27 protein-coding genes are annotated in these 26,500 nt (G+C 49.8%); 12 read left to right on the top strand and 15 right to left on the bottom strand.

What is annotated here, in order from left to right; translation table 11 throughout:
* Positions 1-8: 8 nt before the first annotated feature.
* The 8 genes from ABY044_RS07335 to purU are packed head-to-tail and all read right to left on the bottom strand — an operon-like array spanning position 9 to position 8,711.
* Complete coding sequence (locus tag ABY044_RS07335) at positions 9-686, bottom strand: protein glxC (protein ID WP_373019576.1); 678 nt, start codon at positions 684-686, stop codon at positions 9-11.
* A gap of 33 nt (positions 687-719) precedes the next feature.
* Positions 720-1,619 carry a glutamine amidotransferase family protein gene (locus tag ABY044_RS07330; protein ID WP_373019575.1) on the bottom strand — a complete coding sequence of 300 codons (900 nt, stop codon included), beginning with the start codon at positions 1,617-1,619 and terminating at the stop codon, positions 720-722.
* A gap of 12 nt (positions 1,620-1,631) precedes the next feature.
* Positions 1,632-2,966, bottom strand: coding sequence for a type III glutamate--ammonia ligase (gene glnT, locus ABY044_RS07325; protein WP_373019574.1), 1,335 nt, complete (start codon positions 2,964-2,966; stop codon positions 1,632-1,634).
* A gap of 3 nt (positions 2,967-2,969) precedes the next feature.
* Positions 2,970-3,443 (bottom strand): hypothetical protein, encoded by a 474-nt coding sequence (locus ABY044_RS07320; RefSeq protein WP_373019573.1) that lies wholly within the window; start codon positions 3,441-3,443, stop codon positions 2,970-2,972.
* Complete coding sequence (locus ABY044_RS07315) at positions 3,440-6,325, bottom strand: glycine cleavage T C-terminal barrel domain-containing protein (protein WP_373019572.1); 2,886 nt, start codon at positions 6,323-6,325, stop codon at positions 3,440-3,442. Before ABY044_RS07315 ends, ABY044_RS07320 begins: the two co-directional genes overlap by 4 nt.
* Complete coding sequence (locus ABY044_RS07310) at positions 6,315-6,596, bottom strand: sarcosine oxidase subunit delta (protein ID WP_373019571.1); 282 nt, start codon at positions 6,594-6,596, stop codon at positions 6,315-6,317. The genes ABY044_RS07315 and ABY044_RS07310 overlap by 11 nt, the downstream gene beginning before the upstream one ends.
* A 9-nt stretch (positions 6,597-6,605) precedes the next feature.
* The gene (locus ABY044_RS07305; protein WP_373019570.1) at positions 6,606-7,847 is read right to left on the bottom strand and encodes an FAD-dependent oxidoreductase; all 1,242 of its coding nucleotides are present in this window, start codon (positions 7,845-7,847) and stop codon (positions 6,606-6,608) included.
* Positions 7,848-7,859: 12 nt separating this feature from the next.
* The gene (gene purU / locus ABY044_RS07300; RefSeq protein WP_373019569.1) at positions 7,860-8,711 is read right to left on the bottom strand and encodes a formyltetrahydrofolate deformylase; all 852 of its coding nucleotides are present in this window, start codon (positions 8,709-8,711) and stop codon (positions 7,860-7,862) included.
* Positions 8,712-8,987: 276 nt separating this feature from the next.
* On the opposite strand from purU, the gene ABY044_RS07295 reads away from it, so the two are divergent.
* From ABY044_RS07295 to ABY044_RS07245, 11 genes are all read left to right on the top strand, one after another.
* Entirely contained in the window at positions 8,988-9,830 is an 843-nt protein-coding gene (locus ABY044_RS07295; protein WP_373019568.1) for a MipA/OmpV family protein, read from the top strand.
* Positions 9,830-10,354 (top strand): hypothetical protein, encoded by a 525-nt coding sequence (locus ABY044_RS07290; RefSeq protein WP_373019567.1) that lies wholly within the window; start codon positions 9,830-9,832, stop codon positions 10,352-10,354. Before ABY044_RS07295 ends, ABY044_RS07290 begins: the two co-directional genes overlap by 1 nt.
* Before the next feature lie 43 nt (positions 10,355-10,397).
* Positions 10,398-11,615, top strand: coding sequence for a beta-ketoacyl-ACP synthase (locus ABY044_RS07285; protein WP_373019566.1), 1,218 nt, complete (start codon positions 10,398-10,400; stop codon positions 11,613-11,615).
* Positions 11,612-12,397 carry a beta-ketoacyl synthase chain length factor gene (locus ABY044_RS07280; RefSeq protein ID WP_373019565.1) on the top strand — a complete coding sequence of 262 codons (786 nt, stop codon included), beginning with the start codon at positions 11,612-11,614 and terminating at the stop codon, positions 12,395-12,397. Before ABY044_RS07285 ends, ABY044_RS07280 begins: the two co-directional genes overlap by 4 nt.
* Positions 12,394-12,834, top strand: a complete 441-nt coding sequence (locus ABY044_RS07275) for a hypothetical protein (protein ID WP_373019564.1) — start codon at positions 12,394-12,396, stop codon at positions 12,832-12,834. The genes ABY044_RS07280 and ABY044_RS07275 overlap by 4 nt, the downstream gene beginning before the upstream one ends.
* A 20-nt stretch (positions 12,835-12,854) precedes the next feature.
* Positions 12,855-13,583, top strand: a complete 729-nt coding sequence (fabG, locus tag ABY044_RS07270) for a 3-oxoacyl-ACP reductase FabG (RefSeq protein WP_373019563.1) — start codon at positions 12,855-12,857, stop codon at positions 13,581-13,583.
* A gap of 118 nt (positions 13,584-13,701) precedes the next feature.
* Positions 13,702-14,274, top strand: coding sequence for a hypothetical protein (locus ABY044_RS07265; RefSeq protein ID WP_373019562.1), 573 nt, complete (start codon positions 13,702-13,704; stop codon positions 14,272-14,274).
* A gap of 56 nt (positions 14,275-14,330) precedes the next feature.
* Positions 14,331-14,732 carry a hypothetical protein gene (locus ABY044_RS07260; protein WP_373019561.1) on the top strand — a complete coding sequence of 134 codons (402 nt, stop codon included), beginning with the start codon at positions 14,331-14,333 and terminating at the stop codon, positions 14,730-14,732.
* 4 nt (positions 14,733-14,736) lie between these two features.
* The gene (locus ABY044_RS07255; RefSeq protein ID WP_373019560.1) at positions 14,737-15,432 is read left to right on the top strand and encodes a YdcF family protein; all 696 of its coding nucleotides are present in this window, start codon (positions 14,737-14,739) and stop codon (positions 15,430-15,432) included.
* A 2-nt stretch (positions 15,433-15,434) separates the two neighbouring features.
* Positions 15,435-16,187 (top strand): glycosyltransferase family 2 protein, encoded by a 753-nt coding sequence (locus ABY044_RS07250; RefSeq protein ID WP_373019559.1) that lies wholly within the window; start codon positions 15,435-15,437, stop codon positions 16,185-16,187.
* A gap of 82 nt (positions 16,188-16,269) precedes the next feature.
* Complete coding sequence (locus ABY044_RS07245; RefSeq protein ID WP_373019558.1) at positions 16,270-17,487, top strand: NAD(P)/FAD-dependent oxidoreductase; 1,218 nt, start codon at positions 16,270-16,272, stop codon at positions 17,485-17,487.
* Positions 17,488-17,502: 15 nt separating this feature from the next.
* Here ABY044_RS07245 and ABY044_RS07240 read toward each other — a convergent pair whose 3' ends face one another.
* The 6 genes from ABY044_RS07240 to ABY044_RS07215 are packed head-to-tail and all read right to left on the bottom strand — an operon-like array spanning position 17,503 to position 23,285.
* Positions 17,503-19,824 (bottom strand): MMPL family transporter, encoded by a 2,322-nt coding sequence (locus ABY044_RS07240; protein WP_373019557.1) that lies wholly within the window; start codon positions 19,822-19,824, stop codon positions 17,503-17,505.
* Positions 19,817-20,392 carry a LolA-related protein gene (locus tag ABY044_RS07235; protein ID WP_373019556.1) on the bottom strand — a complete coding sequence of 192 codons (576 nt, stop codon included), beginning with the start codon at positions 20,390-20,392 and terminating at the stop codon, positions 19,817-19,819. Before ABY044_RS07235 ends, ABY044_RS07240 begins: the two co-directional genes overlap by 8 nt.
* Entirely contained in the window at positions 20,382-21,284 is a 903-nt protein-coding gene (locus ABY044_RS07230) for a hypothetical protein (RefSeq protein ID WP_373019555.1), read from the bottom strand. Before ABY044_RS07230 ends, ABY044_RS07235 begins: the two co-directional genes overlap by 11 nt.
* On the bottom strand, positions 21,284-21,613 hold the full coding sequence (locus ABY044_RS07225) for a hypothetical protein (RefSeq protein ID WP_373019609.1): 330 nt from the start codon (positions 21,611-21,613) through the stop codon (positions 21,284-21,286). The genes ABY044_RS07230 and ABY044_RS07225 overlap by 1 nt, the downstream gene beginning before the upstream one ends.
* A gap of 2 nt (positions 21,614-21,615) precedes the next feature.
* Positions 21,616-23,016, bottom strand: a complete 1,401-nt coding sequence (locus ABY044_RS07220) for an AMP-binding protein (protein ID WP_373019554.1) — start codon at positions 23,014-23,016, stop codon at positions 21,616-21,618.
* Positions 23,017-23,024: 8 nt separating this feature from the next.
* The gene (locus tag ABY044_RS07215; protein WP_373019553.1) at positions 23,025-23,285 is read right to left on the bottom strand and encodes a phosphopantetheine-binding protein; all 261 of its coding nucleotides are present in this window, start codon (positions 23,283-23,285) and stop codon (positions 23,025-23,027) included.
* Between the two features lie 336 nt (positions 23,286-23,621).
* Here ABY044_RS07215 and gpt point away from each other — a divergent pair, with 336 nt between their 5' ends.
* Positions 23,622-24,107, top strand: a complete 486-nt coding sequence (gene gpt, locus ABY044_RS07210) for a xanthine phosphoribosyltransferase (protein ID WP_373019552.1) — start codon at positions 23,622-23,624, stop codon at positions 24,105-24,107.
* Positions 24,108-24,242: 135 nt separating this feature from the next.
* On the opposite strand, the gene ABY044_RS07205 is transcribed toward gpt, so the two are convergent.
* The coding region (locus tag ABY044_RS07205; RefSeq protein WP_373019551.1) for an autotransporter domain-containing protein at positions 24,243-26,500 on the bottom strand (2,258 nt) is incomplete at its 5' end.

The raw sequence follows: 26,500 nt of genomic DNA, 5'->3' as shown, positions 1-26,500 counted from the left end.
TGACGCTTTTAGTAAGCGGAAGCATTATCGACCTTGAAGTGATAAAGCTGTCTTGCCGATCCGTATCGGGTGAATTCTTCCGGTTTTTCATCGCAACCGGCCGCTTCCAATAATGCGCCCAGCTCTTCAATGTGTTCCGGACGCATCTCTTTCTTGACGCAATCCGCGCCTAGAGAAGCCACCTCGCCTTTCACGTAGATATGTACTTCGTATAGGGAGTCGCCCAAGGCTTCGCCCGCGTCTCCGCAGACCACCAGACAGCCCGATTGGCCCATAAACGAACTCATATGACCGACCGAGCCTTTAACCACAATATCGACGCCTTTCATTGAAATCCCGCAGCGAGCCGCCGCATCGCCGTCGATCACCAATAGTCCGCCGTGCGCGGTCGCACCGGCCGACTGGCTGGCATTGCCTTTAACGTGAACCCGGCCGGACATCATGTTTTCAGCCACACCCTGACCGACGTTACCGTTGATGGTGATATCCGCCTTCTGGTTCATACCGGCACAAAAATAACCGGCATGGCCGTTCAACGTAATCTTGGCAGGCCGATCCATTCCGACCGCCACATTGTGATCACCGCTCAAACTGTTTACCACCACCGTTTCTTCGGAGTTTTCAGGCAGATCGTGCAGTGCCTGATTCAACTCTCTGACGGTTTGTTTTTTTAAATCGAATTCCATGATCTTTCCTCATTCCTTAAACGGGCTGTATGCTTAGCCTTTGCCCCAAAAATAGACTTTGCCCGGTTCAGGCTCCCACAATTTCGCGGATTCAACGCCCGGCAAAGTCGACAAGGCGTTGTATTCCGAAGCCATCGCCACATAATCGTCGGTTTCGGCGATAACGGCCGGCTTGCAGGCAATCGGATCGCGCACTACGGCAAAGCCGTTTTGAGTGCCGACGGCAAAGGTGAAAAAGCCGTCCAGATCTTCGATGGCACCTTCAAGCGCCGCTTCAACACTTGCTCCCTCACGCAAACGCCAAGTTAAATACCCGGCGGCCACTTCGGAATCGTTTTCGGTTTCGAATTGAATGCCTTTCGCTTTCAACTCTTCACGTAAACGGTTATGGTTGGACAGGGAACCGTTGTGCACCAGGCACAGATCCTTTCCGGTCGAAAACGGATGGGAACCTTCCATGGAAACACCACTTTCAGTCGCCATCCGCGTATGGCCGATAATGTGCGATCCCTTCATGCCTTTAAGATTGAATTTCTTGGCAATCACTTCTGGAAGTCCGACTTCCTTAAGAATTTCGATCGAACGCCCCGCACTCATGATCTTGACGTCAGGCGCGTATTTTTCGATGGCTTCACGAGCCGCCATTTCTTCCGCTTCCAGCTTCAAAACCGCCGCATTGGCGTTGTGCAATACCGACACCGGCGTATCGAAGTCGGCTTCCAACTTGCCGGCCAAGTCATGCCACGGATAATGCTCGTCGGCATGCTGCAACGTGAACTTGATCATCTCTTTGGAGACTTCATCGCCGTAAATCGCAAAACCGGCACTGTCCGGCCCACGGTCGGTCATGGCCAACAACATCGGTTCGAACAGAGCGCCCAGCTGACTCTCCATGGCCGAATTCTTTAAATACAGTCCAACTATTCCGCACATACTCGCTCTCCTTTAAAAATATTCGACGTAACGGTTCAATTCCCAATCCGATACGTGTCGCTGATACTCGACCCATTCCATGCGTTTGATCTTGATAAATTCGTTAATGAAGTTCTCGCCGAACTGTTCGACAAACAACGGATCGCTTTCCAATTCGTTCAGTGCTTCAAACAAAGACTGAGGCAGGGTTTCAATGCCCATATCCTTAAGTTCTTCAAACGACAGGTCGTAGTGGTTGATGTTATGAGGTTCACCCGGGCTAAGCTTTTTAGCGATACCGTCCAGACCCGCTGCGATGATCGCCGCAGTCACCAGATAAGGGTTACAACCCGAATCCGGCAGACGGAACTCAAGACGTCCGTAAGGCACACGCACCATCGCCGAACGGTTGTTATCGCCGTAACTGATGAACGCCGGCGCCCAGGTCGCTCCCGAAAGCGAACGGCCAACCACCAGACGCTTGTAGGAGTTGACGGTCGGTGCGGCGAAGGCACAGATCGCCTTAGCGTGGTGGATCAGACCGCCCAGGAAGTAGTACGCCATTTCCGACAATCCCAGATTGTTGCTGTCGGAATCGTCCTTAAACAGGTTATTGCCTTGCGCATCGGTAATCGAAAGGTGGAAATGCAGTCCGTTACCGGTACGGTTGGCATTCGGCTTCGGCATGAACGAACAGATCATATTCATGTCGTTGGCGATCTCGCCCCCGGCCATTCTCACGAACGTGATGCGGTCGGCCGACGTTTTCGCATCCGTGTAGGTGTAATTGATCTCAAACTGGCCGTTTGCGTCCTCATGATCGATCTGATAAACGTCAAAGCCAACTTGCTGCAATGAATCGACAAACTTTTCCAGGAAAGCGCGTGAACGCGACATACCTTTGTAGTCGTAACAAGGCTTGTCCAATCTATCGGTATCGTCAAACGGCACCACACGACCCTCTTCGTCGCGCTTCAACAAGCTGAATTCCGGCTCGATTCCAGTATTCAACGTCCAGCCCAACTCGTCCAGACGCTCAATCTGTTTCTGCATGATGTAACGGGTGTCGTATTCATACGGTTTATCTTTCACATAACCGGTACAAGCGACTCTGGCGTATCCCGGCTGCCAAGGAACAATGCTCAACGTGCTCAGATCGGCTTTCGCCATATAGTCGTCCTGATGCGGTTCCAGACCTAGGCCCCAAACCGCGAATCCGGCGAATCCGGCACCGTCTTCCACAATCGCTTCAAGACAGTGAACCGGTACCGATTTGGTTTTAGCCGCTCCGTGAATGTCTACAAACTGCGCCAGAATAAATTTGATTTGGTTCTCTTCCAAGAACGCCTTAGCTTCTTCGATTGTCATTGCTCACTCCATTTTTAAGAAAGGGGATTCATCAATCTGCCGTTGCAGAGTCTCCAATAAGTAGTGACCGTAGGTAGGATCGCATCCCAGAACCAGTGGCTTATCCACTTCCGGAACCAACATCCAAACCGACACTCCGGCCATCGAAACCATCAAAAAATCACCCGGACGACTCTGTCTGAAGTCGAAGATACACACTTCCGACAACAAGCCTTTCCAGTTTCCTGACAGCTCAAACATGGCATCCCCTCTTTGGAATGCGTATTGGCCAGACTCGAGAGAATCAGACAGGTCGATCTCGGAACGGATCAACAACTCTTCTCTTCCAAGTTTGGCAATAAATTGATCTTCCGCTAAGTTTCGATAGCGGAACAACGCTAAATCCGACGATTCGAAACGCGTCAACACCTCGGATAAATTCGGTCCTCGAAGATGTTGCAGGTTGGCGGAATTCTTCACTCTTAAAGACACACTCATGCGACTTCCTCCTGCAACGTTTCTTGCGGTTTTTGCAACAATCCTTGCGGATCGTAAAACGGGGTTTCAACGACTTTCGCCTGAACCATTCGGCCGTTGCTCAAACGCATATGCAGTGTTGAACCAATCGCTTTCAAAGCCACGTCAACCATAGCCAATCCGATGTGTTTATCGAGCGCAGGACTGAAACCGATACTGGTAATACGACCGGCCATTTCTCCGTCTTCGATGACCAGATTCGACTCCAACGGCACATGTTCAGCCTGGTTCGACAGCAACTCGAAGCCGACCAGAGTACGCGACTGCATCACCTTCAACTTCGACAAACTCGGTTTGCCTAGGAAGTACGGCTTCTGTAAATGCACCGCCCATCCCATATCCGCTTCAAACGGATTGGTCAGACCGTCGGTATCCTGGCCGACGATAATGTGACCCTTTTCCAAACGCAGCAAACGCTGGGCTTCGACACCGAAAGGTCTGATTGAAAATTCTTCCCCGGCCTTCATAATCGTTTTCCAGATCGCCAAACCGTTCGACGCATCCGTATGGATCTCGTAACCGAGTTCGCCGACGAATCCAACACGGATTAAAGTCACCGGATAACCGCTTAGCTTCGCTTGACGCATCGCCAAATAAGGAAATCCTTCGTTACTCAAATCCAAATCGGTCAGCTTAGCCAAAACCTTGCGGCTGTTCGGGCCGGCCAAGTTCATTGCCGCCAACTGTCCGGTACGGTTCAATACCGTTGCACTCAACTTCCATTCAATGAGTTTTTTCTGAATCATGCGATAAGCCGAATCCGAACTGGTGGTCGTCGTGCTCACATAGAAGTGTTCCTCGCTGTAACGGATGGCGACGCCGTCGTCAATCACCACACCGGCATCGTCGACCATCAAAGCGTAACGGCTTGCACCGATTTTCATATTCGACATGCGCATGGTGTAGAGACGATCCATCAATTCCGCCGCATCCTGACCGAACACTTCCAATTTACCCAGCGTCGATACGTCGATCAGACCGGCGGAATTTCTCACCGCTTTCACTTCCGCTTCGATACACATCTTTCTCGGCAGTCCTGTACGGTAATATTCCGGTCTCAGCCAGGCTCCCGCTTCCATGAATTTCGCTTGCGCCTGCTGGTGGAAGGTATGAATCGGCGTCAATCTTTCCGGTCTGAAACGCATGCCCGCCAAGTGCGATACCGGCGTCGGATGGAACATCGGGCGGGCGGTCGTCGACCCGGTAGCATCAATCGACTGTCCGCGCGCTTTAGCCAGAATACGAATGCCGTTCATATTGCTGTGTTTCCCTTGGCTCGGCCCCATGCCGATGGTGGAGAAACGCTTCATCAACTCGATATTGTCAAACCCTTGGGCAATAGCGCCCTTCAAGTCTTTCAATTGCAAATCTTCATCGAAATCGACGAAGTTTTTGCCTTTTTCATGCTCCCAAATCGGGAACGGATGTGAATGCGCCTGTGCGGCACGGAAATCCAAACAATCGACCAAAGGTTCGCGTTTTGCATACAACGCGGCATTCAAACCGGCCTGTTCGCCGTCCTGAATTCGGTGCTCGATGTCGAACACGCCGTTGAGGCGGCCGCAGGCAAACACACCGTCCGGCAACAAGCTTGGTAACAACTGTTCCAGTGTCGAATCGTAAGAAAACCTGCCGCCCGCCTGATAGATCGGTGCGCCTGCCGGAGCCCAGCCGACACTCATCAACAAACCGTCGCACTCGAGCGTTTTCTGCTCGCCGTTTGCTTTGAAAACGATTCCCTCTAACGCCTGTTTACCGATCGCTTCAACCATCTCGACGTTTTTATAAATGATTATTCCGCTGCTCTCCGCTTCTTGCACCCAACGACAGAGGCGCTCTCCGGTATCAAGAATAGCCTTGACTTCAATCCCGGATTGCTGCATATCCAATGCGGCTCGGTAACCTTCGGCATTCGCGGTTAACACCACCGCTGTGTTGCAAGGTTTCACCGCATAACGACTGATCAGACGTTGCGCCGCACTGGCGTTCATCACGCCGGGAAGATCGTTGTTACGGAAAACCGCAGGTTGTTCGAATACACCGGTCGCCACGACCACGGATTGTGCCGACAACTTAATCAAACCTTGCGGGGTATTGATCGCCAGCCAGTGGTCTCCGTAATAACCGGCAACATACGCCGAAGACACTACTTGAATATTAGGATGGGAAGCGATGCCTTGTTTGAGACGCTTGCGGTTAGAAACCTGTTCCGGTTCATTGGCATATTGATAATCCAACGAACCGCCGATAAAGGCGTTTTCGTCGATTAGGCAGACATCCACCCCTTGTTCGGCCGCTTTCAATGCCGCAGCCATACCGGACGGACCGGCACCGATCACGGCCACGTCGCAATGCAGGTAACGCTTGGGCTTACGTTCTTCGCCCCAAGCGGTATCGACCTTGCCTAGTCCCGCCATGGTACGGATCAAGGATTCCCATTTGGGAAACAGGAACTTAGGCGAATAGAACGCCTTGTAGTAGAAACCGACCGGCAGGAATTTTCCGATCCATTCGACCAGCGTTCCCTTATCGTGCTTTAAAGAACCGAACGTATTGACGGCGCGAACGTTCATGTAATCTTCAATCTGGGTAACGTCACCGCGGATATTCGGATAATCTTTTGACTGAAACAGTGCATTGATATCGTGGTTTGCGAAACTCAACAGCCCTCTTCTGCGGTGGTATTTGAAGCTTCTACCGAGTGTTTTCACACCGTTAGCCCATAAAGCACCGCTGATCACATCGCCTTTGAATCCTTCGTAAACCTCACCTTCGAATTCAAACTCGATGATCTGTTTGCGATCAAGCCATTCGTAAGGCTGTGGTGGCAATCTAAGCTTCATTTAAAGCCCCCTTGGTGCAGACTTCGGTTGCAAGTTCAACCTGGCTGATGACGTCAGTCAGGGTATTTCTGGTAAAAATGAACCACATACCCGTCGGACGGTGATACCACCATTCCTGTTGAGTTTTCGGTTCGCTATGACGATGAAAGACATAGTCCGCCCACTGCTTATCGGAAACGGTTTCAAAATCCGGTTCGTTTCGTAATGCGCCGCCATAGGTAAACTCACTCAACGCGCGGTTGCCGATATGCGGACAGCTGACAAATTTCATAAGACCTCCCTAATGACCGACCGAAGCGGCCCCTTTTTCGCCTACCAACGCAAACTCTTCAAACCTAGAAAGGTTGAACGGCTTGATCAGATCGTGATTGCGATCGTTGGCGACCGTATACGCCATGGTCTTACCGCTGACCGGCGTGGCCTTGAATCCCCAGGTTCCCCAACCGGCATCTAAATAGAAGCCTTCCAGATCGGTTTTGCCCATGATCGGCGCAAAATCCGGCGTGATGTCGCTCATCCCCGCCCACTGGCGCATGATCTTCACGCGACTGGTAAACGGAAACAGATCCATCATCTGATCGGTCAAACCTTCGACGAAATCGAGCGTCGAGCGGGTGGAGTGCAATTCGGCCGGATCGACCGAGGCGCCCATGACCAATTCGCCGCGTGACGACTGGCTGACATAAACGTGCAAACTACCCGACACGACAATCGTATTCATAAACGGCTTCACCGGTTCGGTAACGCAGGCTTGCAAAGGGAAGACTTCGATCGGCGTCTGCATATCGACCATTTTGGTGATTCTCGGCGTCGATCCCGCCACCATCGAAATCACTTTGGAGGTTTCAATGAAGCCGCGGTTGGTTTGCACCCCCACCACTTTTCCGTCTTTGGTTTTGATCTCGGTTACTTGGGTTTTCTGATGAATTTCGACACCGCGCATCTGCGCACCGCGCGCATAGCCCCAAGCTACCGCATCGTGTCTCGCGACCGATCCCGGTGCGTGGTACAGCGCGCCCATAACCGGATGTTGACCGTTACACTGAACGTCCATATAGGGAATGTCTTTCTGAATGGTCTCGACGTCCACCACTTCACTGTCGATGCCGTAATGCTTGTTCACTTCCGCACGCCAGCGCATCGTACGCATCGCGCTGTCGGTATGTGCCAAGGTGAAATGTCCGCGGTTCGAATAGAAGATGTTCAAGTCGAATTCGTCGCTCAAATCTTCAAACAGTTTCACGCTCTGGTCGTAGAATTTGACCCCTTCGGCCGTCAGATAGTTGGAACGGACGATGGTGGTGTTTCGACCCGTGTTCCCGCCGCCGATATAGCCCTGCTCCAATACGGCAACATTGGTGATGCCGTGTTCTTTCGCCAAATAATAAGCGCAAGCCATACCATGTCCGCCGCCGCCGATAATGACGACGTCATATGCCTTCTTCAGCGGCTTTTCGTCAGGGAAGAAACGAGGTTCTTCCTCCGGCTTCTGCCACGCATATTTCAACAATCTCAAAGGCATCTCGGTCGCTCCTTACGCAAACACTATGGTTTTATTGCCGTGCACCAGTACGCGGTCTTCAAGGTGATATTTCAAACCTCTTGCCAGTACGTTCTTTTCAACATCTTTACCTAAAACCACCATCTCTTCGGCGGATTCACTATGGGTCACGCGACTCACGTCCTGCTCGATGATCGGACCGGCGTCCAGATCCTTGGTGACGTAATGGCAGGTCGCTCCAATCAATTTCACGCCACGCTCGTAGGCCTGATGATAAGGTTTTGCGCCAATGAAAGAAGGTAAGAAACTGTGATGGATATTAATGATCTGACTCGGATATTTGTCGCATAGATCGGGGGGAATAATCTGCATATAGCGTGCAAGAACGATCGTATCCACCTCATAATGCTCGATCCATCGATTGATCTCCGCAAACACCTGCGGCTTGTTGTTGGCCGCTACCGGAATATGGTGATAAGGAATACCGTGCCACTCCACAAAATCCTTGAGATCGGCATGATTGGAAATAACCGCGGGAATCTCGTAATCGATCTCCCCACTCTTCCAGCGATATAACAAATCGGCCAAACAGTGATCCTGCTTACTCACCATAATCAAAACGCGTTTTTTTCGTTTTGGAGAGGTCAACTTCCATTCCATTTCAAATTCGTCGGCAATCACCGAAAACTCTTTTTCAAATTGCGACTCATCCATATGAATATCGGCGATTTCATTGCGCATAAAAAACCATCCCAACGCAGCATCCGCATGATGATTCGCCTCGGTAATCAAACACCCGCGATCCGCCAGAAAATTCGAAACCTTGGCCACGATTCCGATCTTATCCGGACATGAAATGGTCAAAACATAAGAACTTGTTCGCATTTATTTCTCTCCAAGAAACTTTTTTTATATATAGTAACAACAAATATAATTCTTTCAAAGAACTTTTTATTCTTTATGTGAATGCAGATAAACAGACATTAATTGTTGCTAAAAACAGCACAACGTCAGACACAAGCGACTTAAATCCACTCGAAATAAAGATGAGTACCCAAAAAGCGAAAAGAGGAGGTCCGTGAATATAGATTCCGTATTCAACAGAAATAAAACACGTTAAGATAATCTCATTAACCTAAATCGAATTAGCACACGACTTCCATGCATTTATTTATCAGAGCGCTGGCTTTCTTCTTAGTAACAAGCACAACAACCGGTTTTGCCGCCGAGCGCACACAAAATCTACCCAAATGGGAATTCGGCCTGGGACCGTCGCTACTCTCCTACCCCGACTATCCCGGCTCGAAAGAACAAAACAATCTGATTTTGCCATTCCCCTACATCACTTATCGGGGCGAAGAGTTCTCGATTGAACAAAAAGAGATCAAAAAAGCGTTATTTGATTTTGATCGAATGACCTTGGACTTAAGCATTTCCGGTTCTATTCCCGTCTCCAGCAAGGACAACGCCTTACGTGACGGAATGCATGACTTGGATGCCTCCATCGAATTCGGTCCGGTGATGAGTTACCGTCTTTACAGACAAGGGTTAAATGATGTGCAGTTTGAATTACCGGTTCGCTGGGTCATCGCTTCCGACTTCCATTCGGTGCATGAAGAGGGCTGGGTCACTAGCCTGGGACTCTATTATTACTATCGCCGTAACTTTGCCGATCGTCAGCGCCTGAAACTGACGTTCGGCGCGGCCGCGAATTTCGGTACCGATCGATTCCACAATTACTTCTACGGCGTCTCCGAAGATGAAGCCACCGACACCCGACCGGCCTATAGCACATCGGGGGGACTTTCCGGTTTTACCTATACATTGGGTTTGAACTGGCATATCAACGATTTTTGGGTGGGCGGATTCTATAAACTAAAGGATATGCACCAGGCCGTCTATAAAGACAGTCCTTTAATGGAAACCTACCGTTCGGAAACATTCGGCATCGTCGCCACCTGGAATTTCTATACCTCGAAAGAAACCGTTAAAGGTCTGGAGTAGTGAAAACAAAACCGCTTATCTCCGGACTCGTCATCCTAAGCCTGCTTCTGCTTCTATACTTGTCGTCGGGTTGGCTGAAAACACTGATGCAATTTCTGACTTTAGGCATTTTATTGATGGTTTACAGCCTCTTCATAAGCAGCCTGTTACCGAAGAAAACGCCTCTAATCAGTCGTTATGCCTTATTGATGGATGACTCGGTCGGAAAGGATGAATTGAACTACACTCGCAAAGTGACCTGGGCATGGGTCATTCTCCTGACTTGGATTTTGGTTGCCAAAGCAGACGCTCTTTTTTTTCAACAGACCTGGCTTGAAACTCCGTTTTCAAATCATCTGGATATCCTCTCTTTTGCCGGCATGGCCGTCCTCTTCCTAGGCGAGTTCTATCTGCGCAAACGGCTCTTTCCAAATAAAGACCACGGTTCGATCGGCCGCTTCGTCGGCGACATTTCGAAAATCTCACTGAAAACAATTTGGCAATTTCAACCACAACACTCCCCCGATCAAAAAAATAGCGTTTAAAATACGCATAATTCTTATAGAACCAAGACTGTGAACACCCAGTATGATGAAATACGCCATTCAAATTACAGCCTCTAGTCTCGTCAGCGCCATGGGAAGCGGAAAAAACGCTCATCTATCCGCTTTGAAAAGCCACCAAACCGGCTTAAAGAACACCCTCGTTTCACTTGATCCCAGACTGGATTCTTTTTACGGTGAAGTCACGCAAGTGAACCAAGTTGAACTCCCCGAGGCATTACAGAAATATCATTGCCGCAACAATCAACTGGCGTGGATGGCATTGCAAACGGACCAATTTTTCGAAGCGGTCGAAGCCGCCAAACAAAAATACGGCGCCTCCCGAATCGGATTGGCTGTCGGCACCAGTACCTCCGGCATTTTGGAAACCGAACAGGCCTGGCAACATAAATCACCGGAAGGCGAATTCGATGCAGGCTACCACTACGAAACCACACACAGGATGAATTCATTAGCCGACTTCTGTGCAGATGCCTTGGAAATCTACGGCCCCAGAATCGTCATTTCCACCGCCTGCTCGTCGAGTGCGAAAGTGTTCGCTTCGGCCTCGCGCTGGATCGACCACGACTTAGTGGATGCGGTGATTGTCGGCGGAGTGGACACGCTTTGCCTGACCACCATCCACGGCTTCAATGCGCTCGGTCTGGTCAACCCGGACATCGTTAAACCGTTGAATTGCGACCGCAAGGGCATCAACATCGGCGAGGCAGGCGGTTTCATGCTGTTGGAAAAAGTCGACGGCAACTCAACAAACATTCAATTGAGCGGATTTGGCGAAAGCAGCGACGCCTATCACATCTCCACGCCGCACCCTCAAGGGCAAGGCGCCAAAAACGCCATGGAAGAAGCCCTACAGATGGCTGGCCTGAATAGTTCGCAGATCGATTACCTGAACCTGCACGGCACTGGAACCCAAAGCAACGACCGGGCGGAAGCCCGTGCCGTCAACGGCTTGTTCGGCGAGAACAAACCGATGCTGAGTTCCACTAAAGGCTATACCGGACACACGCTTGGCGCCGCCGGAATCACCGAAGCCGTATTCTGCCAACTGGCTTTGGAAAACCAATTGGCCTTTCCTAACCTGAATCTGGAATCGCTCGATCCCGAATTAAATCTGAACCCGATCACCGAAACCACAACCACCGAAATCCGACACTGCATGAGCAACTCGTTCGGCTTCGGCGGTAACAATGCCAGCTTGATTTTCAGCTTGGCTCAAAATGCCGAAGGAGCGCGCCGATGATCGCTTACATCGAAAGCATCGGGCTTCAAGCTCCCGGGCTGGAAGGCTGGCAGGCTTCGCAAGACGTTTTACGTGACGCACAACCCTATCAGTCGGTACCGTTATCTAAATACAGCCCGCAGTTTTTACCGGCCAATGAACGCCGACGCACCACCGACACCATTAAACTGGCCTTGCGCACGGCGGAAGAAGCGGTGGAAAACTACAGCGAAGAACAGATCTCGCAAATGCCGACCCTGTTCGCCTGTGTGGACGGCGATACCACAATTTCGGCAAAAATGGTCGAAGCGGTGATGGCGGAAGAGCCGATGATTTCACCGATCCATTTCCACAACTCGGTTCATAATGCCCCTGCCGGATACTGGATGATTGGAAAACACAACCAACAGGCGGCTTCGGCCATTTCGGCGGGCGATTATCAGATCGCCAACACCTTGATCGAAACGCTCACCCAGCTTTCCGCTGCGCATCCGAAAGTCATGCTGGTGGTTTACGATCTGCCGATCGACCCGGAAATCAAAAAACACTCGCCCGACTTCCAAGCGTTTGCATTTTCCATGGTTCTCAGCCTGCAACCCACGCCCGATAGCATCGCCGAAATCGAGTTGACCCTGTCAGATGAAATGCCTCAAAACGATCCGGTCAAAGCATTTCCTGAAAACAAAGCGGCGGAATTTCTGCCGGTATTGAAAAGCATCGCCAAGCGACAGTCGGGAGCGTTCCGCTTTCCGCTGTCCGCAAAACAGGCTATCCGCCTCAACCTGACTCCGAGCGGCCAATGACCCAGACAGTTCTCTACGGCTTCGACGAGATCGACGCGCTGATTCCACACAGCGGCGACATGTGCCTGTGGGACAGCGTACTGGCGTTTGACGAAGAGAACATTCAATGCCGCACCGCCAGGCATCTTGATGAACATCACCCGCTCAAAGAAGACGGTGTGCTGTCCAAAATTCATTTAATCGAATTCGGAGCGCAATCCATCGCAATCCATGGCGGCTTACAGGCGAAACAGCAAGACGCACCGAAATTAGGTTATCTCGCCAGCGTCAAGAACGTCGAGTTCGGCGAATTCGATCAGACCACACCTTTTTTATTTGTACAGGCGACCCAGCTCATGGCGGACGATCAGTCCAAACTGTACCAATTTGAAGTGACCGACCAACAACAACGTCCGCTGTGTTCGGGACGGGCCTTGGTCATTCACCCGCAAGAATAGAAGTGTAAAGGCTAGAGACTATGCAAACATCCAAAAGAGCTTTGATTACCGGAGGCAGCGGCGATATCGGATCTGCAATCGCCAGACAACTCGCCGAAGACGGCTTTGAAGTGATCGTCCACGCCAACAATAACTTGGCCAAAGCCAAAGCCATCGTCGAGCAACTTGAACAAGACGGCTTCAAGGCGCAAGCCGTACAATTCGACGTCACCCAACCCGAAGAGGTCGCTTCGGCTGTGGAAAAGCTGTTGGAAAACGGGACAGTTCAGGTCATCGTCAACAATGCCGGGATTCATGACGATGCCGTCATGGCCGGTATGACACATGAACAATGGCAGCAGGTGATCGATGTTTCACTGAATGGTTTCTTTAACGTAACTCAACCGTTGCTGTTACCGATGATCCGTACACGATGGGGGCGGATCATCAACATCGCATCAATTGCAGGGGTCACAGGCAACCGCGGTCAAGCCAACTACGCCGCAGCCAAAGCCGGCCTGATCGGCGCCAGCAAATCATTGGCATTGGAACTGGCATCACGCAAAATCACCGTCAACGTGGTCGCGCCCGGCATTATCGAGGGCGAAATGACCCAAGACGTCTTTCCGCCGGAAACCGTCAAGAAGATGGTTCCCATGCAACGCACCGGCCAACCTGAAGAGATCGCCTATGCCGTCAGCTTCCTGGCTTCGGACAAGGCCGCTTACATCACCAACCAAGTCATTCAAGTGAATGGCGGGATGGCTTAAACAGCAAAACGCAACAAATGAATCCAAATGATTCCACTTTTCAAAATCGGGTATAAGTGGTAACTTATGCGTACCTAAAGTGTATTAGGTCTTATACAGTGAAATCAACGAGGATTACATGAAAAAACTACAATTAACTATTCTTGCATTATCAACTTCTGTTCTAGTCGCCTGCGGCGGAACTCCGACTAAGCCGTCTAACGATTCGTCAGCCGCTCAAAGCGCCGTTGACAGTGATAAAGTCACCGTTGTTTCGGTGCCTCAAGTCGCCCAAATCGATAAAACCAAAGGGCCATTTAGTCAGGCAGCCTTATCGGAATGTACACTGACCACCCAATACACTCAACTACTTCAGGAACATGCTAGCGAAAGCGGTATTAATGTAACGGTTGTCGATACCCAGGAACCAACCCAACAGGGCTATTTCCTATTACCGACCTTTACAAGAATTGACAGTAAGGGCAACCCTTTCATTGGTCATCACAAATACACCGAAATGCGTTTAACGCTTTATAAAGACGGAAAAAAAGTTTCCACAGCAGACTTTGGTCGTCTATCCGGCGGTGGTTTATTTGCGGGGTATAAAGGGTCTTGCTCGGTACTCGGACGTACCGTTGAAGCCAATGCCGAAGACACTGTCATGTGGCTGCACTCTCCGGTTCAAGGCGCACGTTTCGGAGACTTAAATTAACCGTTGATCCGATTCACAACTTCATTTACATTAATTCCACCAAACAGGGAAAATCAATGAAATATTTTGCAATTAAAAGCGCTTTTTTCGCAACTTTAATCACTTTTATCTTAACGTTGTCGGGCTGTACGGCTCAACCTGTGCACGAATATGAAGCTCAACCGGTTCCGACCAACATCAAATCCGCGGAACAGGTTAAACAAGCGATTCGCCAAGCAGGCTTGGGACTTGGCTGGATGATCTCCGATAACGGTGACAACCAATTAAAAGGTACCCTGAATCTGCGTAAACACCAGGCCGTCATCTCAATCCCGTACTCTGCTACAGAATATAGCCTGCTATACAAATCCAGCGTGGCTCTAGACTACAATCCGGAAGAAAGAACCATCCACAGAAACTTCAATGGCTGGATGCAAAATCTGAACAACCGAATTCAAGTACAATTGAGCGGAATGTAAATTAATGCGCTTAACCTCAAGCGCAACCCAAGAAGGGATGGACTGGGACGGCCTGTTGATGCTGTCTCTATCTATCCTTTCTGCGTTATTAACGTTAGGATTTTTCTGGTTCTGGCGTGCCTTCCAATGTTATCGAATCGCGCAATCCGCCGGAACCACATTCCCCGAAAAGGCTTCCATGCCACTGATTGTTTTCGGCAAGCAACTTCAAGGCAATCGTCTGGATGAAGACTTTAAGACCCGCCTGAACCGCGTGTCGACACTTCAAAACACAACACCTATCGAGCAGAAGATTTTCCTATTGGGCGGAATCACAAATCAGAACACCCTCTCCGAAGCACAGGCAGGCGCCGATACCTTACTGACAAACCAACCCGAACTTGCCGATAAACTGGTCTTGGAAGAATCCTCAAGAAACACTCTGGAAAACCTGAAACAGGCTAGAATCTATCTAAAAGAACACGATTTGCCTTTAAAGGCGGGACTGATCACCAACCGTTATCATCTTTACCGATGCCTGGTGATGGCGAAAGGACTCGGACTGGATGGGTTTCTCATCGCGGCCGAAGACTCTTTTGTTGCGGACTTTAACAACCTTTACAAAATCTTCATAGAAGCTTTTTTTATTCACTGGTACCATACCGGCTCTTTTATCAGCCGACGACTTAACCACAAACGGATGCTCAGCAAAATTCACTGACTATGACTACAGCCAACCCAAACTTCGCCATCATTATTCCGGCTTATAACGAATCTCTGACCATTCAAACGGTTGCCACATCGGCGCTTAAGTATTCTCCTTGGGTCATCGTGATCGACGACGCATCAAAAGATAATACCGCCGAACTGGCCAAACAAACTGACGCCTTCGTCATCGAACATGAGCAGAACCAAGGTAAAGCGGGTGCCATGCTCTCCGGCTTCAACAAAGCGATTGAGTTGGGTGCGGATTATGTCATTACCATTGACGGTGACGGACAGCACAGCCCGGACAATATCCCTCAACTGCAAGCGGCCTACGCTCAACATCCTGAGCACCTGATTATCGCGGCCAGACTGAAAAACCGTGAAAACGCTCCCAAAGCCCGTCTAATCGCCAATAAAATCGCCGATTTCTGGGTCAGCTGGGCAGCCTCCAAACCAATTGCAGACAGCCAATCGGGCTTTCGCCTCTATCCGATTCGCTTACTGAAAGAAATGCAGACCCGGGCCAATAACCCTTCGGGCTTCGTATTTGAAAGCGAAGTTCTGATCGACGCATCCCGCCAGGGATTTGATTTTGTGTTCGTCCCGATTGAGTCCAGCTATCCGGAACTACGACGCGCCAGCCATTTCCGTCCGGGCTTCGACATTACTCAAATCACGTTTATGGTGGCGAAGAAACTTCTCAAACGTGCACTGAACCTGCCAGGACTGTTCAATTCGCTCACCAAAAAGCCGACTATTTTCGAGTGACGGCGCTTTAACCTTTTTCCGTTCCGAACCCTTAACTAAAAACAAAACGATTTCGGACGATAAAAACCGTAAAGGATATATTTTGAAAACCTGCGATGTCTTTATTATTGGCGGCGGCCCGGCCGGATCGATCGCCGCAGCCAAACTGGTTCAGGCCGGTTATTCGGTCAAACTGGTGGAACGCCAGACCTTCCCGCGCTTTGTTATCGGCGAATCGCTTCTGCCACGTTGCAACCAGCTTCTAAACGAAGCCAACATGCTCGAATCGATCGAAAACGCCAACTTCCAATTCAAAGGCGGCGTCGCGTTTCAGGATCAGAGCAAATTCGAAATCTTCCATTTCGACGACAATCTCGGCGAACCTTTCAACAGCTCGTTTCAGGTCAAACGCGAGACCTTCGACCACGAATTATTAAAGGATGCCGAGCGTAAGGGAGCAGACGTCGAATTCGAATCCGAAGTCACCGCTTACGATCCCGAACAAAACATCGTAACGGTCAAAACCAAACAGGGTGACATCGAAACCTATCAGGCCAGAAAAGTCATCGATGCTTCCGGATACGGGCGCGTACTGCCGCGCTTATTGGACTTGGATGCCAAACCGAAACAAGCGCTGCGACGCGCCACCTTCTGCCGGGTGAAGGGCGATATCCGTCCCGAGGACGGCACGGACGGCTACATCTATGTCGACGTGCACGGCGATAACGATGCCTGGATCTGGAACATTCCTTTCAACGACGGCATCACCTCGGTGGGCATCGTCTGTACGGAGGCGTTTTTCCAATCGTTCAACTTATCCGAAGCGGAATTCTGGGATCACATCATTGAAACCACGCCCGGTTCGAAACATCGCTACCAAAACGCCGTCAAAATCAATGAGGTCAATTCATTGAGCGGCTATTCCGCCGCCGTGAAGAAACTCTATGGAGACAATTTCGTGTTGGTGGGCAACGCTTCGGAGTTCTTGGATCCGGTCTTCAGTTCCGGTGTTACGCTGGCGTTGGAATCCGGCTCTGTCGCCGCCGATTTGACGATCAAGGAATTACAGGGCGAACAGGTTGACTGGCAAGCCGAATACGAAGATTACATGATGCTGGGCATCGACGTATTCCGCGAATTCGTCAACGCCTGGTACGACGGTCGTCTACAAACCATCTTCTTTGCCGCCGACAAGGAACCGAAGATCAAGCAATCGATCACATCGGTACTCAGCGGTTACGTTTGGAACAAAAACAACTTCTTCGTCAAAAACTCGGGCGTGGCAGTCGATACTCTGGTGGCGATGATCGAATCGAACTGATCCGCCAGGATTGATTCACACTCGATGATATAAACGCGCCGTCAGATAAATCCACAATACGCCCAACACCAAAGTTTGCCCGATTGCGACCAGAATCGGGATTTGGGTAAACATCAAAAATCCGAATGAAATCACCGTGGTCATCAGAGCCACCGGCACCGATTCCAGACTTTCCGGAGTGCGCTTGGCCTCTTGGGCGAATAAACTGTAATCCAGTCCGATGGCCACCACCAATAAAACCGACAGCATGTGAAATACCGTCAACGCCTGCCCCAATCCGATCAAGCTCGAAAACGTCAAACCCACACCCAAAACCACCGGAATCAAAACTTGCCGGGCCTGCTCAAAATCACGTTTGCGCCACAGTAAAAACAGAGCGATGACCGAGATAAACATCAACATCACCCAGCCAAGCTGATTTCTAAGTTCGTATACCGAATCTGCCACAAACTGCCGCTGATGAAAATACGGCAAACCATGTTGATGACTCCATCGTTTCAGCGCCTCCGGTTGTTTGACATCCTGCAGCAAGACCTTGCCGACAATCTGCCCGTCGATCGACGACACCAGGATCGGCAACAAGGCTTTCTGCCAATCCAACGCCAGAGTCTGGTAACGATCAAAATTCATTGCCGGCAGTTGCTTGCTATCACTGACACGGCTAAAAAACTCTTTGAAATGCTTAGCTTTCAACGGCGTATCGGCTGCGATTATCTGCGATTGCAATTCGGCGGTTTCGGGCAGCGATTTTTGCCGTTGGTGCTGTAAAGATTGGCTGGGCAGAAAATCAGCCAACATCATAAAACCGCTCATAACGCCATCCTGTTGCAACGCCAACAACGCCGACTTTATCTGCTCTTGCTGCTGCAACAAATTTTCCACATTGTCCGCACGCATCAGCAAGAACTGCCCCGCTTCGGCTTGCTGAAACTGCGTTCGCAACTGACCGTCCTGAGTCAGTAGCGTTTGCGGAACGGGACTTAAACTTGCCAGATCGTCCTGCCAATTAAACGGCTTGACGATCGCCGTAAACACACTCGCTACCAACAAAACCAACAGGATACGTCCGGCATAAGGAAGAAGCATTTCAAAAAACCGCTCTACGGAACGTTTTAAAATTTTCGGCAGGTGCATTCGGTTTTCTTGGGTTGGATTCGCTGGAATCGCTTCATGCCACTGAAATTGCCACATCACGCCTCGTGTAATCAGCAATGCGGTCAATATGCCGACACTGGCGAAGACCGCTATTTGCTGAATACCGGTAATGTCCAATAAACCGAGACTAAGGAAACCGATTAAACTGGTGACGCCTCCCAAGCGGATGATCGGCCAGATTCGGTTCGCCGCATCGGCTCCCTTTTTGATTGCCGTAAAAGCATGAATCGGATAATCCACCGTCACCCCGATCAACACCACTCCCAGCGCCAGTGTTAAAACTTCAATCGAACCGAACAACACATTCACGCTGATTGCCGCAAACAACGTCGCGCCTGCCAACGGTACGAAACTCAATCCGACCCAAACGCCATTGCGGAAAACGAAGGTTAAAAACAGCAAAATCGTCAAGGCGGCTAAAATCGATAACGTCTGTAATTCGCCCTGCATTTTTTCTCTGGCCTGCAAAGCGATCAGCCCGGCACTGGAAAGTTGTGCCTGTACCGCCGAGCCGGTCTTCTCGGTAATAAAACGATCGACGAAAGGACGAATCGATTTCAGCGCATCGGCATCGTTTGCTTTTAAACTCACCAATAACAACGCATGTTGTGACGGAGATGATTCAGAGGTAGGCAGTAGCCATACACCGTCCGTCGTCGGAATTTGAGACTCGGTCTGACCGGCACGTAAATAATGCAGCCATTGTTGCGTTGGATCGCTCAGTACGGTTTTCTTATCCAACACGACACCGAGTTGCCACGCCTGCCACAATTGCTGAATCCGGGCGGTTAAGCCGTCTGCCGAAAAATCGGTGAACAGGTAACGGTAATCCCGTAACGGACTGCTTTGCCAACGACTCAACGGCGGAGGCGAATTGTCCACGTTCTGCACCCATTCCTGATCTGCCAAAGCCTGTTTCAACTGCCGACTGAAAGCTGCCAAGGCATGTACATCCGTTCGCGGCGAAGCGGAAAGCGAAATCATCACCGGTTGATTGCCGGAACCGGCATTGAGCATCTGTTCAAGCGTGCCCATTAACAACGATTGTTCGGCATCCTGCGACTTAGGGAAAAATGCCGTCAATTGATTCTGTAAAGTCATCTTCGGCCAAGCGAAAACGGCCGTCAGCGCCAACAGCGCGACCAAACCGATTATGGGTAGATACGCTTTCAAGTTATTCATCTTTCAAACGATACAGGCGCCAGTCGCCGCTATTGAAATCCAGTTTGATACTTTGGACCCGGGTTTGATTATCGACCGTTTTACCGGTTACCGTGATACGGCTCGCCGTCAAATTCATAGTTGACTTAGGTTCGAGCACCATCTGCCATACCTCCGTCGAAAGCGTCTCGACGGAAACCTGATAGTTTGTTTCCAAAGCTTGCGGACGGCCGGATATCAGATTTTGTAACGGTGCGAGAAACTGCGCCACTTCCGGCAATTGATTCAGACCGGTTTGCAGTTTTCGTTGAGGGAAATCGATGACAAGTAAATCGTTTTTGAGCCTTAAGCTGCCTTTAATGGGCGAAAGATATTCAATCGCAAACGACTGTGCGTTCTCAAAATGAAAGCGCCCTTGATAGACCGATTTGATTTCCAATAGCTCGTCAAAACGTTCTTCGGTAAAAAGCTGGTTTTCAACCGGCTGCGGCCAGGATTGATAAAGCTGTTCCTTATCCACAGCCAGCACAACATGCGCACTGCAAGTCCAAAGACAGATCAACAACCACAGCGCGCGCTTAATCCGCATCGGTCTTTTCCGTGTCTAACCAGTAATGGTAGAAGTTAAACCAGTTGTATGGGGAAATCCGGCATTGCTCTTCTACCCGATTCATATAAACCTGCGCCATCTCCTGCAAACTCATCTGCTTATCAAACAGGAGTTGGTCGCTATGAACGTGGTATTTGTTTCCCCCTTCATAACGACCGAAGAAAACGTTAATCGGAATATTGAAACGCTTTGCTAACTTAAACCCCGAAACCGGAACGGCAATGCGGTCGTTAAAGAATTTGACGGTCACGGTGGCTTCATCTCCCACCGCCCGATCCTTGAGCATGGCGACCGAATTTCCGGTTTCAAGCGCTTCATGGATGTCGAAAATCGTCTTCATACCGCTGTACGGAATGACATTCTCGGCCAACCCCGGATTGAGTTCGTTCAGCAGACTCACCAACGCCTGATTCTGATCGACCTTCAACACGATTTTAATCTTGATGCCGTACTGGTCCAACGATAAAGCCCGAATAGCATCCAAGCTACCGAAGTGTGCCCCCAAATAAAGCTGGGACGGATTGTCCGCCATTGAATCAAGCCATTGCTCTAGATTCTCGTACTCCACCTCAAAGCCGTCGATACGACCGGTAAGGAAATAAACGCGGTCGAGAATGGTGGTCGCAAACCAGAGGAAATGTTTGTATACATCCGAAAAGCGGGCAGGTCTGCCCAAAGCCTGATTTAAATAATGGCGGGATGCCGCTTTTTGCTGCTTTGAAATCAACAGATAAAACACGGTGATCGGATGCAGAAGAAGGCCTACCGCCCATCGCGGCAGCAACAACGCCAATCTACGGATAACTCTTAACCAGAAACCGGAAGTTCGTTCTTTTTGAGCGGTCCAGTCCGTTGGTCTATTTGCTGACATTAGCCTTTTCGCTCCAATAAAAACTGACCGGATGCCGCTAGCAAGTCAGCCTCCGTAAACAGTTTAAAGTTGGCTTTTAATTGACCTTGGCTCTTCGCTCCCACCACGTCCAGTGCGATGCGAACCGATTGTTCCGGCAAAACCGGCTGATTAAATTTCGCTTGTACGACTTTCAAGATTTCAATCCCGCGATAATTGGCCTTTAACAAACGCTCGACTTCCGCCAACAAGATCACCCCCGGTACAATCGGATGACCCGGAAAATGACCGGCAATACTTGGATGGCTGTGCGGAATCACAAAAGAGCCTGTTAAATCGCCTTTCTCCATTATCACCCTTTAACCTCTCCTTTTGCCTGATTCAGCAAGTCGAGCAGCGCATGAACCGGCACCTTGCCCATTTCATTACGCGGGATTCGCTCAACAAAGTGAACCGGCCGGGGTAAAAACACCGCATCCATCGATTTAGCCAGTTGTTGACGGATGGCCTGTGAAGATTCATCGGAAACCACAAATGCCTGTAAACGTTCACTGTCTTCCGGCTTCCAAAAAACACCGTCCTCAACCTGAGGAAGATTTTGCAAAATTCGGTTTAAATCCGCCAAGGATGCACGTTTCCCCGCAACTTTAATCAAATCCGACTGACGCCCCAACACACTGAACTCGGTAGGCGATAAAAGCTGAATCTTATCCTGTAACGGATGCCGCTCGTCTAAATCCTGGATGATTACATCATAGCCGTCCGTACTATCGTTCTTTTGCAAACGATTATGTTCGTAAAGTCGCCAAGCTTCGAACACTAATGTTTCACGTGAAGCAATCGAAGCGGTTTCGGTACTGCCAAACACCTCAAAAACCCGTGCCCGCATTTTCCTACTGACGGTTTTAGCCAACTCCACATCCAACGGAGCCGTCGCCGACAACACTTTTAAGCCTTCCGAACCATCTTGAAAATCTGCGTTTTGCACAGACCAATCCGTGTCGAACTGCGCCAGTTTTTTCAGATGCAAAGGCGTCGAAACCAACCATACCGGCTGGTGCACCAGGTTAATGGCAAATTTAATATCTTCGGCAAACAACGGACGACCGGACCACACCTGTAATTTTGAAAACAACGGCCAGAATATCGTGGTTTCCAAACCGAACATATGCTGACTAGGCACCGTTGCCACCACACACCCCGGCGTCTTGTTTTCATTGAGTTCAAACCGTGCGATCGCCTTAGCAGCCAACACCATCATTTGATGCCAGGTTTTAACGACTTTTTTAGCCTTGCCTGTCGAACCGGAGGTATACAGCCATATCTGCGCATCCGTTAATGTCTGCAGCTTTGGCTGCAATAACGTTTCATTCACCAGATCTGCCGACATCAACGTTTCGAGATCGATAGAAGCCAGAGCATTGCGATCCGCAACTTGATCGCCAACAATCAGCTTGCGTTCACTTTCAATCTCGTCGAGAAGTCCGTTCACGGTATTCTCGGCCGTATTCGGCGGTAAGATCGTCACCCCGTTTTGAAACGCCACCGCCAACAACACCACTAGAAATTCATGCCGCCGTGTATATAAATTCATTACCACGGGGGCTTCCGGTAGATCGGAGCTTAACCGAAACGCAGCGGAAACAATCTGGTGGCGGGAGTATTTACCCTCCTCCAAAAGCACAAAAGGGTCGTCCGAAAACAACCCTTGTAGCATCGACTCTCTCGCCGATTCCAATAACGAACGCGACACTGGCGTATTTAAGCCGGTTTATTGGCTTGAACAAAGTCCGTTAGGGCCGCTACCGAAGAAAAGATTTCGCCGACATTCTGATCGTCCGATTTGATCTTGATTCCGTAGCGTTTGTTCAACTCCAGAGATATCTCCAAAGCATCAATTGAATCCAAACCCAACCCGTCATTAAAAATCGGTTCATTAGGGTCAATCTCTTCCAAAGAAACGTCTTCTAAATTTACCGATTCGATAATCATTTGAGCAATTTCGGCCTGTTCTGGAGTCATGTTCTATCCTTAATCTTTTATTTTTATCGAATTATTATAAATGGCAATGCACTTAAAAATAAGCTATTTAACGACAGTCACTAGCAGTTATAGCATTACAAATCACCAATCCGGAGGCTGGGTATTTTAATTCCATAACGGCATTGTGACTAGAGATAACACTTTTTCCGGCTAAAGACTTAAATTCGCCACTTGATCAAAACCGTAAATAAACCTGTTTTACAAATATCGGCGGCGTATAAAACCAGTGTTTTTTTAAATATAAATGCCGTGCTTCAACCTATTGAAATACAAGGAATACGGTATAATTATTGAAATTAAAAAAAGTAATTCACTATGAGCAACCAAGTCAAAAAACACATCATCTCCTGGGATCAACTTCACCGGGATTGCCGCGCCTTAACCCATGAACTCGTCGCCTTAGGTCACAAATGGGACGGTATCATCGCCATTACCCGTGGCGGCATGATTCCGGCAGGCATTATTGCCCGAGAATTGGGCATTCGAGTAGTGGATACCATTTCCGTTCGAACCTATAGCCACAAAGAAATTAGCGAACCGGTCGTGCTGAACGATGTAACGGCAACGACGGATGGTGAAAACTATCTATTGATTGATGATTTAGTTGATACAGGAAAGACGGCTAAGTTTGTAAGAGAGCGCTTGCCTAAAGCTTATTTTGCAACCGTTTATGCAAAGCCGGAAGGACGTCCGTTAGTCGATAACTTTATTACCGAAATCCCTCAAGACACATGGATTTATTTTCCTTGGGATCTGGATCTGGATTACGTTAAACCCATCTCCAAGCACGCCGACGAATAAGCCAATGAAAAATGGCCTGTCTCGGTTACAGGTCATCTTACACGGCCAGCCCTCAACTAAATAACTTCGCCACTCTAATCTGGGCGATTTTAATTAACTCCGTAACGACAAGCGCCCATTCAGAAATAGACAGCTTTACCAAGCCATTCTATAAGTAGCGGAGAAGTCTTGACGTTCGTCGGAACCTGCAATTTCTCCCTGATAACCCAGAGTCAAAGAGGCGGTATCAGAAAGCTGCATATTAAGCCCCAATCCGACTCTGGCCCGATCACGGTCAAGCTTGGAACCGTCTAAACTAAAGGTCGTTTCCGGTGTCGGAGCAAAACCGGCACGGAGGACAGCCGTATCATCGAGATATTCATGTACCCAAGCCAGTTCGACGGAAGGGCGGACGCGATAGCCTTTATTGGTCGTCCAAGTTTGCTCTATACGGGCACCGATGGCGGAGCGCAGAGAGTTCTGAGTGTTGTCGGCTACCTTAAGATTGGCCTCTCCCGCTCCACGCTCGGTAAAACCTTCATGGTAAAGGTGTGCGTATTCAATCCCCGCATAGGGCGTGACGCTACCGGTCTCATTGATGGCAAACCGGCGACCGCCTTCAATCGCCATATTACCTGTCCAGGAATTGTAATCGGATTTGGCGATGCTGTTTGTCAACCCGACGATGACTTGACGATCGGCTTCGGTGTTATGGTATCCAATTCCAGCCATTCCGCTGACGTAATAGTCGTCTTCAAGTCGCTTCTTACCATATAAGGCCGCTTGGTAGGTTGAGACATTCATGCTTCCTAGATCAACATCGACATCGGTTCGGGTTTGTCCGAAAGCGGCACCCAACGTCAGCTTGTCATCCAGCTTGTAATCGGCACCGATGGCGACACCGCTGGCATTGTAATCCGCACCGCTGACATTAAGGGTGTCGTCAATGTTGCCATAGTTTGCCACACCGCGAATCCACCACTCTTTTTCAGCAGGTGGGTTACTATCAAATAATTGCGAACCCGCATCGGTCATGGTCTCGCCGTCGTTATAAGCCAGCATACGATCGCTTTCTTTAGCAGCAAGCAGTGGAGACGGGGTATTTATACGATCAAACAGCAAGCCCTTGAACTGGTTGACGGATTGCAGGGAAACTTGATTACTGTAGGTGTGCTGAACACCACTTAGGGCATCATAAGCTTGTCTTGCGCCAGCAGCCGTCAAATTATTGAGGTTGCTTAACACCGTATCCACACTAGTAGTGCCCGTGTTGAACAACTGATCCAGCATGGTACCGACTGCGACTTGGTTAGGGGTTGTGGACACCGAAGCATAATCGGATGTATTGCGACGCAAATTCAGCAAAACGTTATTGGCGTCGTAAGTTAACGTCGGTGTCAGGAAGGCCAGTGTCGAGCTGACGCTGTCAAACGTTGTACCGCCCAAGCCGCCCGCTGCGGTCAGGATGGTGTAATCGGTACTAAGGTTATAAGTACCGGCTTCCGGAATCACCTGAACCGAACCGTTCGTCAAAGTGGCTGTGCCCGTCGCATTGATATAATCGGAATTGCCTGCCGCATCCACTTCCACCGCATATACGCCGCCGGCAGAAAAATCCACATCTCCGGCTACGTTCAAAGTCCCTATGGAGTTACCTGGAGCAAGCGTACCGCCATTGAGCGAAATTCCGCCAATCGTACCGGAACCGCCCAAGGTGCCGCTTGTATTGACGATCGCTCTGGAATTGGCCGCTGAACCATTGACGGACAGAATTCCGTCGTTAATCGTGGTATCGCCACTATAGGTATTCAGTCCGGTTAAATTGAGACGCCCGGCATTCGATTTAACCAGGCTACCGGTACCGCTTATAGCTCCGGCGTAGATGCCCGATGCACTTTGGTCAAATGCGACATTCGCATTGTTCACGATGTCGCCCTGCAATGAGTCGGTCGTGCCTTGTAAGGTTCCGCCATTGACGGTGGTTCCACCGCTGTAGGTGTTCGTTCCGGTTAAGGTCAATACACCCGTATTCGACTTGATCAGATGACCTGTACCACCCATGGCGCCGGCATAAGTACCGGATGCACTTTGATCAAATGCGACATTCGCATTGTTCACGATGTCGCCCTGCAATGAGTCGGTCGTGCCTTGCAAGGTTCCGCCACTCACTGTAGTTCCGCCGCTGTAGGTATTCGTTCCCGTTAGGGTCACTACGCCCGTATTCGACTTAATCAGATGACCTGTGCCACCCATAGCGCCGGCATAAGTACCGGATGCACTTTGGTCAAACGCAACATTCGCATTGTTCACGATGTCGCCCTGCAATGAGTCGGTCGTGCCTTGCAAGGTTCCGCCACTCACTGTAGTTCCGCCGCTGTAGGTATTCGTTCCCGTTAGGGTCACTACGCCCGTAT

Source organism: Thiomicrorhabdus sp. (assembly GCF_041583835.1).
Classification (GTDB): Bacteria; Pseudomonadota; Gammaproteobacteria; order Thiomicrospirales; family Thiomicrospiraceae; genus Thiomicrorhabdus.
This window is presented reverse-complemented; position numbering and strand designations above follow the sequence as displayed.